Source organism: Cupriavidus sp. GW823-FHT07A04 (genome assembly GCF_058794615.1).
The window spans coordinates 442,835-455,116 of sequence record NZ_JBXAHA010000003.1 but is presented as its reverse complement, the minus strand read 5'-3'; the positions used below and the strand labels follow the sequence as shown (position 1 = coordinate 455,116).

Genomic DNA, 12,282 nt, shown 5'->3' with positions numbered 1-12,282 from the left:
TGAAACGACTCCACGCCGATGATAGTGCGGATACCCGTGTGAAAGTAGGTAATCGCCAGGCTCTCCCTTGAAACCCCTCAGTACGAAAGTACTGGGGGGTTTTGCTTTTGCGCGATCGAAAGTGCAATCGAAGTAGCGACGGAAACAGCGCTGTCGCCACACCGGGAATCCCCGCGTCAGGGTACCCGAGCCTTCCTTCCCCCATATCCTTCTGTTACCGTTTGTCTCAAGCTCCGGCTTGGTCCGGCGTGACGCGGTTCGATGCATTGACGCAGTTCGAAAGATTGAAATAAGTCCGGGCCGGTGCGCGCCAACAGGCGTGACCAGGCGGTGGCATCCAGGTTTGGGGGATGAATGGCGGCCAGATTTTGCCTGTTGGTACTGACCAGCGTGGTAGGTGCGCTTGCTTTGACGGGTTGCGGCACACTCGGAACGGCGTCCACGCCGCGGGGACCGATCCCGCTGTCGGGGCCTGGCGCCATGGCTGCGCTCTCGTCGAACGACTGCAGCAGTTTTGCCGCGCACATTGAGCAGCTCAGGCTAGCCGAACCGGCGCAGACGCCGGTTTCCGCCGAGAGCGCGACAGCGGGCCTGATCGCAACGAGCCAGGACCCAGCCGAAGCCGATCATGCCGAGTCCAGCGAGCCGGAAGAGCACCCTACGCTGAAGCGCCTGCCCTTGTTCTCCGCGACACCAAGCGGGCTTAGCAAGCCGGCAGGCTGGCAGCCCTGGACCGTCAATCGCAACAAAATTCCCACGCGCTATACCCTGACAGAAGTCGACCAACGCATGGTGTTGCATGCCGAAGCCGACAGTTCTGCATCCGGCCTGTACGTACCACTGGTCGGGCGCGACCCGGGCATGCTGAACTGGACATGGAAAACGCGCGACGTCATCCGTAGCGCTGACAACTCACTGGCCCCGCGCGAGGACTCGCCGCTGCGCATCTTCGTCGCCTTCGATGGCGACAAAGGCGGCCTCTCGTTAAAGGATCAACTGATGTACGAAATGGCGCGGCTGACAACGGGGCGAGAGATGCCTTATGCGACGTTGATGTACATCTGGGGCGGGCGCAAGCCTGAAGGATCCGTGGTGTCGAATCCGCACACTGAGCGTGTGCGGATGATCGTGGTCGACTCCGGTACCCGGCATACCGGCGAATGGCGTTGCCACCGGCGCGACCTGCGCGCCGACTATCGCAAGGCCTTCGGGGCCGATCCGGGCAAGGTGGTGGCGATCGGCCTCATGACCGATACCGACAACACCAGGAGCCGCGCCGAAAGCTGGTACGGCGACATCGCGCTGGACTGATGCGCGCTCAAGCCGGCGCGAGCCACTTCTCCGCCAGCTTCACGAAGAAGGTCGAGCCGACCGGCAGGATCTCGTCGTTGAAGTCGTAGCTGGGGTTGTGCAGCATGCAGGGACCAAGGCCGTGGCCGGCTTCGCGGTGTACGCCTTCGCCATTGCCGATGAACAGGTAGCACCCGGGCTTTTCCAGCAGCATGAAGGAGAAGTCCTCGGCGCCCATGGTCGGCTCGATCTTGCCGTCGACATTGCCCGCGCCCACCAGTTCGCTCGCCACTTCGACGGCGAACGCGGTTTCCGCTGCGCTGTTGACGGTGGGCGGATAGTTGCGGTGAAATTCGAAATCCACGGTGCAATCGAAGGCGCTCGCAACCGCCTTGGAGACTTCCTCCATGCGGCGCTCGATCAGGTCCAGCACCGGCAGCGTGAAGGTGCGCACCGTGCCGCCGAGCCAGACCTGGTCCGGCACGATGTTGGTGGCATCGCCGCCGTGGAACTGCGTGACCGAGATCACGGCGGCATCGATCGGGCGCTTGTTGCGGGTAATGATGCCCTGCAGCGCGGACACGATCTGCGCACCGGTGAAGACCGGGTCGTTGCCGTTGTGCGGCAACGCAGCATGCGCGCCCTTGCCGCGCACGACGATGCGGAATTCATTGCTCGACGCCATCAGCGGGCCGGCGGTGGTGCCAAAGCTGCCGGCCGGCATGCCGGGCCAGTTGTGCATGCCGAACACGGCATCGCACGGGAAGCGCTCGAACAGGCCATCCTTGATCATCTCGCGCGCGCCGCCTCCGCCTTCTTCGGCCGGCTGGAAGATCAGGTTGATGGTGCCATCGAAATTCCGGTGCTCGGCCAGATAGCGTGCCGCACCTAGCAGCATTGCGGTGTGGCCGTCATGGCCGCAGGCATGCATGCGGCCGTCGTGCTGCGAGCGGTGGCCGAAGGTGTTGGCCTCCTGCAGCGGCAGGGCATCCATGTCGGCGCGAAGGCCGATGCTGCGCTTGCTGCTGCCGTTGCGAATCACGCCGACCAGGCCCGTGGTGCCAAGGCCGCGATGGACCTCGATGCCCCAGGCAGCGAGGTTCTGCGCCACCACGTCGGAAGTCCGTTCCTCCTTGAAGCAAAGCTCCGGATGGGCATGGATGTCGCGTCGGATGCCGCGGATTTCAGGCTGCGCCTGAAGAATTTCGGGGATGAGTGTCATGATGCCAGTTGAGGGCGATGGATACCCCGATCATACGACGCCTTAGTCCAAAGCGCCAAAACAGGCGCCCGGCACGACACTTCCGCCACTTTCACCGGCGCTCCCGCAGCGCATCACCGCCAACCAGCGCGGGGGTTTCCCCGCATTGCCCCGCATGGTGCAGTGCTGGAACAGTTCATGCTTGATGTGCTTGCCTGGCAACGTTGCCGCCTGTTGCGTCCGTAGCCGCACCAAAATGCGGCGCATGGCCTGATTTGCCTGCGCTGCCCTTAGTAGTCATTTGCTACATTTCTTCCCTGGAGAATTGCGCGATGTCCCTTCGCACATGCAAGAAGGCATTCGGTGCCATGGTGGTAACCGCGGCCATGAGCTTCGGTTTTGCCAGCCAGGCCCACGCGGTCGATTTCAAGCTGGCCATGAGTTCGCCCCCGACCTCGATGGATCCGCACTTCTACAACCTGTTCTCCAACATCAACGTCTCCGAGCACATGTTCGAGTGCCTGGTGAAGATGGATGCGGACAGCAAGATCATTCCCGGCCTGGCCGAGTCCTGGAAGCTGGTGAACAACCTGACCTGGGAATTCAAGATCCGTAAGGGCGTGAAGTTCCACGACGGCTCGGAGCTCACCACCGACGATATCGTCTGGTCGCTCGAGCGTCCGTCCACCATCCAGAACAGCCCGGGCAAGTTCGACGTCTACACCAAGGCGATCATCAACAAGAAGGTGATCGACAAGTACACCATCCAGCTCACCACCAACACGCCGTACCCGCTGATGCTGAACGACCTGACGTCGATCTTCATCGTGCAGAAGAAGGCCACGCAGGGCCTGACCTCGGACGACTTCGCGCAAGGCAAGGGCATGATCGGCACCGGCCCCTTCAAGTTCGTCAGCTACGCGCGCGACGACCGGGTCGAGCTGGTGAAGAACCCCGACTATTGGGGCCCCAAGCCCGCCTGGGACAAGGTGACGCTGCGCTTCATCCCGAACCCCGCCACCCGCATGGCAGCGCTGTTGTCCGGCGACGTGCAGGCGATCGAGAATGTGCCGACGCCGGACCTGCCGCAGGTGCGCAAGGATCCGAAGCTGTCCTTCTTCTCCAAGATCTCGCATCGCGTGATCTACCTGTACACCGATGACAAGAAAGACAAGTCGCCTTTTGTCACCACCAAGGAAGGCGCGCCGATGGACAAGAACCCGCTGAAGGATGCGCGCGTGCGCAATGCCATCAGCATGGCCATCAACCGCCAGGGCATCAAGGACCGCCTGATGGAAGGCCTCGCCGAGCCGACCAACAACCTGGTGCCGCCCACGCTGTTCGGCTACAACCCGAACCTGAAGACGGTCAAGTACGACCCGGAAGGCGCCAAGAAGCTGCTGGCCGAGGCGGGCTATCCGAACGGCTTCGGCATTACGCTGCACACGCCGAACAACCGCTACGTCAACGACGAGAAGATCGCTCAGACCATTGCGCAGAACCTGACCCGCATCGGCATTGCGACCAAGGTAGAGGGGATGCCGATGGCAACCTATTCTTCCAAGGGTATCAAGCACGAATTCTCGTTCGGCTTGCTGGGCTGGGGTGCGCAAACCGGCGAAGTGAGCTCGCCGCTGCGCGCGCTGCTGGCGTGCGAGGATCCGAAGAAGGGCTTTGGCACGACCAACTGGGGCGAGTACTGCAATCCCAAGATGGACGTGGTGCTGGAAAAGGCGCTGGCCACCGTGGATGACGGCGAGCGTTCCAAGCTGCTGCAGGAAGCTACCGCGATCGCCATCAACGATGGCGGTATCATCCCGATCCACCAGCAGGTGACCACCTGGGCCACCCAGAAGGGCATCACATACGTGCCGCGTACCGACGAACGCACGTACGCACACAATTTCAAGCCGCAGTGAAGCGAAGCCTTGGGCGGTAGCGGTGAGGCCGGGGAGCACGACCACAATGTCGCGCTCCCCGGACACAAGATCATCTGCAGGTAAAAGCGGGAAGCGTCCGCGGTCTGGGTGGCCGCTTCCCGGCGAATCATCCCCGGACGGTAGCCGGGCCTAGCCACGAGCCGACTGCCGGTGCAGCCAGGCGGCGCCCACAGGCGCCGTGGCCTGTCATCGGCGAAGGAAAGCTTCCGAACATGCTGGTTTTCATTATTCGGCGCCTGATGCAGAGCGTAGTCGTGCTCTTCGTCATGTCGCTATTGGTTTTCCTGGGCGTCTTTGCCATCGGCAACCCGGTCGATATCCTGATCAATCCTCAGGCCGACCAGGAAGACATCAAGCGCACCATCGCGGCGCTCGGACTCGACAAGCCCCTCTGGGAACAATACTGGATCTTCCTGCGCAACGCGCTGCACGGGGACCTTGGCACCTCGTTCGCGCACGGCACGCCCGCGCTCAAGCTGATCTTCGAGCGCATGCCGGCCACCATGGAACTGGCCGTGTGCGCCATCCTGCTGGCCGTGCTGCTCGGCATCCCGCTCGGGCTGTGGGCGGGCCTGCGTCCTGGCGGCGTGGCTGGCAAGACCATCATGGGTGTTTCCATCCTCGGCTTCTCGCTGCCCACCTTCTGGGTCGGGCTGATGCTGATCATGGTGTTCGCGGTGCAACTGGGCTGGCTGCCGTCCAACGGGCGCGGTGAAACCACCTCGCTGCTAGGCATCCCCGTCAGCTTCCTGACGGTGGACGGCCTGCGCCACTTGCTGCTGCCGGCGGTGACGCTGTCGCTGCTCAATATCGCCATGGTGATCCGTCTCACGCGGGCCGGCACGCAGGAAGCGATGCTGATGGATTACGTAAAGTTCGCGCGGGCCAAGGGCCTGTCGAATACGCGCATCGTGGGCGTGCACGTGCTCAAGAACATCATGATCCCCATCGTCACGGTGATTGCCCTGCAGTTCGGCTCGATCATCGCCTTTGCCATCGTGACCGAATCGATCTTCGCCTGGCCCGGCATGGGCAAGCTGATCATCGATTCCATCCAGTTGCTCGACCGGCCGGTCATCGTGGCCTACCTGATGGTGATCGTGACGTTGTTCATCCTGATCAACCTGCTGGTGGACATCATCTACAGCGTGCTCGATCCGCGCGTGCGTATCGCCGACAACAAGGGCTGAGCTCATGACAACCGCAACCGAAACCACCGTGGCCCCGCCGCTAGCCGAGCAGACCCCGCTGCGGCGCTTCGCCAGCCAGTTTTTCTCGAGCAAGATCGCCGTAACCGGCCTGACCTTGCTGATCATCATCTTGCTGATCGCGCTGTTGGCGCCCTGGCTGTCGCCGCAGAACCCGTATGACCTCGCTACGCTCGACGTGCTCGATGCGCGCATGGCCCCGGGCGAGCAGTCCGGCAGTGGCATGACCTTCCTGCTTGGCTCGGACGAGCAGGGCCGCGACATTCTCTCGGCCGTGATGTACGGCCTGCGCATCAGCATCGGCGTGGGCGTGGTCAGCACCGTGATCGCGCTGCTGCTGGGTGCCACGCTCGGCCTGATCGCCGGTTTCCTCGGCGGCCGCGTCGAGGCCATCATCATGCGCGTGGCCGACCTGCAGCTGTCGTTTCCGCCCATCCTGCTGGCGTTGATCCTGCTGGCGTTCCTGCGGCCCGGCATCGGCAATATCGTGATCGCGCTGGTGGCGGTGCAGTGGGCTTACTACGCCCGCACCACCCGCAGCGCGGCGCTTGTGGAGCGGCGCAAGGAATATATCGAGGCCGCCACCTGCCTGGGCCTGCCGCCGGGGCGGATCATGTTCCGCCACCTGCTGCCCAACTGCCTGCCGCCCCTGATCGTGATCGCGGCACTGCAGGTGGCGTCCGCCATCACGCTGGAGGCCACGCTGTCCTTCCTTGGCCTGGGCGTGCCCATTACCGAGCCGTCGCTGGGCTCGCTGATCGCCAACGGACAGCAATACATGTTGTCCGGCAAGTACTGGATCAGCTTCTTCCCGGGCATTGCGCTGGTGGTCACCATCGTGGCCATGAACCTGGTCGCCGACCAGCTTCGCGATGTACTCAATCCGCGCCTGCAAACGCAGTAACGCAGCACGACAGGAGCGAATATGAGCAAACCGACCCTTGTGGTGGAAGGCCTCAAGACCCAGTTTTTCACGCGCGGCGGTGTCGCGCGCGCCGTCGACGATGTCTCGTTCTCGGTTGATCGAGGCGAGATCATGGGCCTGGTGGGCGAGTCCGGATCGGGCAAGTCGATGACCGGCTACTCGATCATGGGCCTGATCGATCCGCCCGGCAAAGTGGTGGATGGCCGCATCGAGCTGACCAGCCGCGACGGCGTCACGCGCGACCTGCGCAACCTCACGCCGGCCCAGATGCGCGATGTGCGCGGCAACCGCATCGCGATGATCTTCCAGGATCCGATGATGACGTTGAACCCGGTCCTGCGCATCGACACGCAAATGATCGAAGCCGTGCTGGCGCATGAGAAGGTCGACAAGGCGGTGGCGCGCGAGCGCTCCCGCAACGCGCTGGCACGCGTCGGCATTCCTTCGCCGGACGAGCGCCTGCGCGCCTATCCCCATCAGTTCTCGGGCGGCATGCGCCAGCGCGTGGCGATTGCCATCGCGCTGCTGAACAAGCCCGACCTGATCATCGCCGACGAGCCCACCACCGCGCTGGACGTAACCATCCAGGGCCAGATCCTGTACGAGATGCAGAAGCTGTGCCGCGAGTCCGGCACCGCGCTGATCTGGATCACCCACGACCTGTCCGTGGTGGCCGGCCTGGCCGATACCGTGTGTGTGATGTACGCGGGCAAGATCGTCGAAGCCGGCGATGTGCGCCAGGTGCTGGAGCGGCCCGAGCATCCCTACACGCACGGCCTGATCAGCTCCGCGCCGTCGCGCAACCCGCGTGGCGCGCCGCTGCGGCAGATTCCCGGCATGACGCCATCGTTGCTGAACCTGCCGGCTGGTTGTGCTTTCCGCGAGCGCTGCGCTTACGCTACCGATGTGTGCAAGACCGCGCCGCCGCTCGACACCGCGGCAGACGGGCGCCGCCTGCGCTGCTTTCATCCGGTTCTCTCCCAGCAGGAGGCCGCATGAGCGCCGCCGTTGTTGATCCCGCCCTCGCCGCCATGACAACTGATTCCAGCGCGGAACCCACGCCCAACGCGCCCATCCTCGAGTTGCGAGGCGTGTCCAAGCGCTTCGTCAAATCGCTCGACGCCGCAGCCAAGATCGCCAATCTCTTCGGCGCTGGGGCGAAGGAGGAGGTAGTGCATGCGGTCGACCGGGTCGACCTGTCCATTCGCGCGGGCGAGGTGGTGGGCCTCGTCGGCGAGTCCGGCTGTGGCAAGTCCACGCTGGGCCGCATGGCGGTGGGCCTGCATTCGCTGACCGAAGGCTCCCGCTTGTGGCGGGGCGTTGACCTGGACCGCCTGCCGCCGGAAAAGAAGCGCGAGAAGCAGCTGGCGATCCAGATGATCTTCCAGGATCCGTATGCATCGCTGAATCCGCGCCTGCGCGTGATGGATATCGTTGGCGAGGCGCCGGTCGTGCACGGCATGGTGCCGGCCAGCGAGCAGAAGCGCTACGTGGAAGACATGCTGGTGCGCGTGGGCATGGACCCCACCGTGCTGCGGCGTTTTCCGCACCAGTTCTCGGGCGGGCAACGCGCGCGCATCGGCATAGCGCGTGCGCTGGCGGTCAAGCCGGAATTCCTGGTGTGCGATGAGTCGGTGGCGGCGCTGGATGTCTCGATCCAGGCGCAGGTGCTGAATCTCTTCATGCGCTTGCGGCAGGACTTGAACCTGACCTACCTGTTCATCAGCCATGACCTGGGCGTGGTCAAGCACATCAGCGACCGGGTGGTGATCATGTACCTGGGGCGGGTGGTGGAGTCGGCGCCGGCGGAAGATGTCTTCGCCAGCCCCAACCATCCCTACACGCAGGCGCTGCTGGCCGAGGCCCCGAAGCTGGAAGTGGGCAAGAAGACCTTCGTCGCGATCAAGGGCGAGATCCCTTCGCCGCTGAATCCGCCGCCGGGTTGCCATTTCCATCCGCGCTGCCCGCACGCGATGCCGCGTTGCCGGGAGGAGCAGCCGTTGTTGAAGGAAATCGCGCCGATGCGGTTTTCGGCTTGCCACCTGAACGACATGGCGTAGGTGCTGTCAGCACATGGCCCGTCTCACGCGTGCGCGAGACGGGCCATGTGCCCATCAGCGGATGACCTGCCCCCGCGAGTTGATGATGGTCATCTCGACAAATTTCGAGCCGACGTGGCTGTCCGGGCTGAAGTTGATGATGTAGCCGCCGAGGTCGACGTTTCTCATGCTTTCCAGCGCGGTGATCAGCTTTTCGCGGGTGAGGTCCTTGCCGGCGCGGCGCGTGCCTTCGACAAAGGCCTTGGCGGCGATGAATCCTTCGATGCTGGCGTAGTCGAACTCGTTGGGCTTGCCGGCCGCCTGCAGCAGGCGCAGGTATTCGCGCACCACCGGCAGCGTGGCATTGCCTGGGTGGGGCATGACTTGCGAGATGATCACGCCGCTGCCCTTGGCGCCGACTTCCTTGGCGAGTGCCTGGGTGCCGACGAACGAGACGTTATAGAACTGGCCATTGAAGCCGCGGCGCAGCGCTTCCTTCACGAAGGCACCAGTGGTCCGGTACGCGTTGATCATCACCACCGCGTCGGGCTTGGACTTCATGGAGCCCTGCATGGCGTCGCCGATCTCCACCGTATTGCGCACCACGCCCTCGCGGGCGACGATCTGCACGCCGCTGTCGGGCGCGGCCTTGAGGGCGCGCTCGAGCGCTTCCAGGCCGGCCTTGCCGTAGGCGTCCTCGTTGTAGACCACGGCGACCCGCTTGAGGCCGGTGACGCGGACCTGGCGCAGGATGGCCGCGGCTTCCTCGTTGAAGCCGGCGCGCACGTGGAAGGCATAGCGGTTGAACGGCTCGCGCAGCGACTGGGCGCCGCTGTAGGGCGCGAAGAACGGCACCCTGGCCTGGGTGGCCAGCGGCAGCGAGGCCTCGCCGGTCTCCGTGCCGACGTAGCCGAACAGCGCGAAGGCGTGGTCCTCGTCGATCAGCGCGCGGGTATTCTTGGCGGCGGATTCCGGCTCGTTGAAGTCGTCCAGCACCTTGAGCTCGATCTTGCGGCCGTAGATGCCGCCGTGCTGGTTGATGTAGTCGAAGTAGAGCTGCGCGCCAGAATTGAGCTGCTTGCCTAGCATGGCGGTAGGCCCGGTGAGCGCAGCCGACTGGCCCAGCAGGATGGTGTCCGCGCTGACGCCGTTCTCGGCGCTGGCATTGGCAACGAATGAGCCGATGGCGCATGCCACCAGCAGGCCGGCAATGCGCCAGGCCCTGACCCCAGAATGCACTTGCATGGTTTCCCCGTGAAAAACGGTGTGTTCTTTACCCGTGAATGCCTTGCCGGTCTGTGCCGGCGCTGCCCTGGCGCCATCCCCTGGCGCAGCGTCGGGCTATCATAATCGAATACAATCGGAGCCTAACAATTTCCCCCGGCGGTGCCCGTCGGGGCGACGCCGGCATACAACACGCGACGCCACCAGGCTAGTCCGGCAACGGCCTTTCTGCACGGTGACCAGGCCCCGCCGCGTGTGGCCGCTCAGCCGCCCCAATGCTGCTGCCCCATGGCAGTCGCGCCGCCCGTCCCCAATTGCTTGCCAGGAGAATCCATGGCTTCCCGCATCGTCCGTGCCGCTTGCCCGCACGATTGTCCTGATACCTGTGCCTTGCTCGTCACCGTTGAAGACGGCCGCGCGACCAAGGTGGCGGGAGATCCCGACCATCCCGGCACCCAGGGCGTGCTGTGCACCAAGGTGTCGCGCTACACGGACCGCACTTACCACCCCGACCGCCTGCTGACGCCGATGAAGCGGGTCGGCCGCAAGGGCGAAGGCAAGTTCGAGCCGATTTCCTGGGACGAGGCGCTGGACACCGTGGCCACGCGCTTGTCTGCCATCGCCGCGCGCGACCCGCAGGCCATCCTGCCGTACAGCTATGCCGGCACCATGGGGCTGGTGCAGGGCGAGAGCATGGCGGCGCGCTTCTTTCACAAGCTGGGCGCCTCGCTGCTTGACCGCACGATCTGCGCCAGCGCTGGTGCCACCGCGCTGCGCTACACCTATGGCGCCAGCATCGGCATGGATATCGAGCATGTGCCCGATGCCAAGCTCATCATCATCTGGGGCGGCAACCCCATCGCCTCCAACCTGCATTTCTGGACGCGGGTGCAGCAAGCCAAGCGGCGTGGCGCCACCCTGGTGGCGATCGACCCGTACCGCTCGCTGACCGCCGAGAAATGCCATCGCCACATCGCCTTGATGCCCGGCACCGACGGCGCGCTGGCGCTGGCGATGATGCACGTGCTGATGCGCGACGGCCTGCTCGACTTTGAGTACATCGCGAGCCACACGGTGGGCTTCGAGGCGCTGCGCGAGCGTGCCCAGGCCTACACGCCGCAGCGCGCGGCCGAGATTTGTGGCGTCAGCGTGGATGACATCGAATGGCTGGCCGGCCTCTACGGGCAACTCGCGGTGCGCGAGCGCCAGCCGGTGGCGATCCGCCTGAACTATGGCATGCAGCGTTCGCACGGCGGCGGCCAGGCGGTGCGCGCTGTGGCCTGCCTGCCGTCGCTGGTGGGGGCCTGGCGCCACGCGGCCGGGGGCCTGCAGCTGTCCACATCGGGCTTCTTCCCGGTGGACAACCTGGCGCTACAGCGCCCGGACCTGCTGCCGGGCCTGCCGGCGCTGCCGCGCACGGTCAACATGAGCACCATCGGTGACGCGCTGCTGGATGCCGGTGACGGCGCGGGCAACCCGAAGATCGAGGCGCTGGTGGTCTACAACAGCAACCCGGTGGCGGTAGCGCCGCAGTCGACCAAGGTGGCCGAAGGCTTCGCCCGTGAGGACCTGTTCACCGTGGTGCTGGAGCAGTTCCGCACCGATACGGCTGACTACGCCGACATCCTGCTGCCGGCCACCACCCAGCTCGAGCACGTGGATGTGCACAAGGCCTACGGCCATACGTACTTCCTGGCCAACAACCAGGCCATCGCGCCGCTGGGCGAGGCCGTGCCCAACACCGAGATCTTCCGCCGCCTGGCCCAGCGCATGGGCTTTGCCGAGCCGTGCTTTGCCGATAGCGACGAAGATATCGCCGCCCAGGCCATCGTGGCCACGGACCCGCGCGCGGCAGGCATCAGTTGGGAGTCCCTCAAGGCACAGGGCTGGCAAAAGCTCAACCTGCCGGCGGCGCCGCTCGCCGAAGGCGGCTTTGCCACGGCGTCCGGCAAGTGCGAGTTCTACTCGGAGATCATGCGCCGCGACGGCCTCGATCCCTTGCCCGACTACGTGCCCCCGTACGAGACCCCCGCGACCGCGCCGGAACTGGCTGCGCGCTATCCGCTGGCGATGATCTCGCCGCCGGCGCGCAATTTCCTCAACAGCTCGTTCGTCAACGTCGACAGCCTGCGCGCCACCGAAGGCGAGCCGCACCTGGACATCCATCCTGATGACGCCGCCCCGCGCGGTATCGCCAGTGGCAGCATGGTGCGCGCCTTCAACGACCGCGGCAGCATGCTGGCGCGGGCGCGCGTGACCGACCGGGCCCGGCGCGGGCTGGTGGTGGGGCTGTCGATCTGGTGGAAGAAGCTGGCGCCGGATGGCAAGAACGCCAACGAGCTCACCAGCCAGCGGCTGACCGACCTGGGCCGTGCGCCGGTGTTCTACGATTGCCTGGTGCAAGTGGAAGCTGCACCGGCCACGGCCACGGCCACGGCCGCCGCCACCGCCTAGC

General features: G+C 64.9%; 9 protein-coding genes. 7 read left to right on the top strand and 2 right to left on the bottom strand.

The features are described 5' to 3' along the window. Positions 1–480: 480 nt before the first annotated feature. Positions 481–1,311, top strand: coding sequence for a DUF3047 domain-containing protein (locus AC1Q7Q_RS07845; protein WP_492374465.1), 831 nt, complete (start codon positions 481–483; stop codon positions 1,309–1,311). A 7-nt stretch (positions 1,312–1,318) separates the two neighbouring features. On the opposite strand, the gene AC1Q7Q_RS07840 is transcribed toward AC1Q7Q_RS07845, so the two are convergent. Beyond that, complete coding sequence (locus AC1Q7Q_RS07840) at positions 1,319–2,512, bottom strand: M20 aminoacylase family protein (RefSeq protein ID WP_492374464.1); 1,194 nt, start codon at positions 2,510–2,512, stop codon at positions 1,319–1,321. 311 nt (positions 2,513–2,823) lie between these two features. Here AC1Q7Q_RS07840 and AC1Q7Q_RS07835 point away from each other — a divergent pair, with 311 nt between their 5' ends. The 5 genes from AC1Q7Q_RS07835 (at position 2,824) to AC1Q7Q_RS07815 (ending at position 8,624) form a co-directional block, all read left to right on the top strand. Further along, positions 2,824–4,410 carry an ABC transporter substrate-binding protein gene (locus AC1Q7Q_RS07835; protein WP_043349901.1) on the top strand — a complete coding sequence of 529 codons (1,587 nt, stop codon included), beginning with the start codon at positions 2,824–2,826 and terminating at the stop codon, positions 4,408–4,410. Between the two features lie 233 nt (positions 4,411–4,643). After that, positions 4,644–5,621, top strand: coding sequence for an ABC transporter permease (locus tag AC1Q7Q_RS07830; RefSeq protein WP_006163472.1), 978 nt, complete (start codon positions 4,644–4,646; stop codon positions 5,619–5,621). Positions 5,622–5,625: 4 nt separating this feature from the next. After that, the gene (locus AC1Q7Q_RS07825; protein ID WP_492374462.1) at positions 5,626–6,543 is read left to right on the top strand and encodes an ABC transporter permease; all 918 of its coding nucleotides are present in this window, start codon (positions 5,626–5,628) and stop codon (positions 6,541–6,543) included. Between the two features lie 21 nt (positions 6,544–6,564). Next, on the top strand, positions 6,565–7,563 hold the full coding sequence (locus tag AC1Q7Q_RS07820; RefSeq protein ID WP_492374461.1) for an ABC transporter ATP-binding protein: 999 nt from the start codon (positions 6,565–6,567) through the stop codon (positions 7,561–7,563). Beyond that, positions 7,560–8,624: an ABC transporter ATP-binding protein gene (locus AC1Q7Q_RS07815; RefSeq protein ID WP_416049762.1), complete on the top strand. Its 1,065-nt coding sequence runs from the start codon at positions 7,560–7,562 to the stop codon at positions 8,622–8,624. The genes AC1Q7Q_RS07820 and AC1Q7Q_RS07815 overlap by 4 nt, the downstream gene beginning before the upstream one ends. A gap of 54 nt (positions 8,625–8,678) precedes the next feature. Here the strand turns inward: AC1Q7Q_RS07815 and AC1Q7Q_RS07810 are convergent, their stop codons facing one another. After that, positions 8,679–9,848 carry an ABC transporter substrate-binding protein gene (locus AC1Q7Q_RS07810; RefSeq protein WP_416049761.1) on the bottom strand — a complete coding sequence of 390 codons (1,170 nt, stop codon included), beginning with the start codon at positions 9,846–9,848 and terminating at the stop codon, positions 8,679–8,681. A gap of 312 nt (positions 9,849–10,160) precedes the next feature. On the opposite strand from AC1Q7Q_RS07810, the gene AC1Q7Q_RS07805 reads away from it, so the two are divergent. Continuing rightward, on the top strand, positions 10,161–12,281 hold the full coding sequence (locus AC1Q7Q_RS07805; RefSeq protein ID WP_492374460.1) for a molybdopterin-containing oxidoreductase family protein: 2,121 nt from the start codon (positions 10,161–10,163) through the stop codon (positions 12,279–12,281). Position 12,282 lies beyond the last annotated feature (1 nt).

Coding starts and splice junctions, on each gene's coding strand:
- AC1Q7Q_RS07845 (WP_492374465.1), top strand. CDS start 481: ATGGCTGCGCTCTCGTCGAACGACTGCAGCAGTTTTGCCGCGCACATT.
- AC1Q7Q_RS07840 (WP_492374464.1), bottom strand. CDS start 2,512: ATGACACTCATCCCCGAAATTCTTCAGGCGCAGCCTGAAATCCGCGGC.
- AC1Q7Q_RS07835 (WP_043349901.1), top strand. CDS start 2,824: ATGTCCCTTCGCACATGCAAGAAGGCATTCGGTGCCATGGTGGTAACC.
- AC1Q7Q_RS07830 (WP_006163472.1), top strand. CDS start 4,644: ATGCTGGTTTTCATTATTCGGCGCCTGATGCAGAGCGTAGTCGTGCTC.
- AC1Q7Q_RS07825 (WP_492374462.1), top strand. CDS start 5,626: ATGACAACCGCAACCGAAACCACCGTGGCCCCGCCGCTAGCCGAGCAG.
- AC1Q7Q_RS07820 (WP_492374461.1), top strand. CDS start 6,565: ATGAGCAAACCGACCCTTGTGGTGGAAGGCCTCAAGACCCAGTTTTTC.
- AC1Q7Q_RS07815 (WP_416049762.1), top strand. CDS start 7,560: ATGAGCGCCGCCGTTGTTGATCCCGCCCTCGCCGCCATGACAACTGAT.
- AC1Q7Q_RS07810 (WP_416049761.1), bottom strand. CDS start 9,848: ATGCAAGTGCATTCTGGGGTCAGGGCCTGGCGCATTGCCGGCCTGCTG.
- AC1Q7Q_RS07805 (WP_492374460.1), top strand. CDS start 10,161: ATGGCTTCCCGCATCGTCCGTGCCGCTTGCCCGCACGATTGTCCTGAT.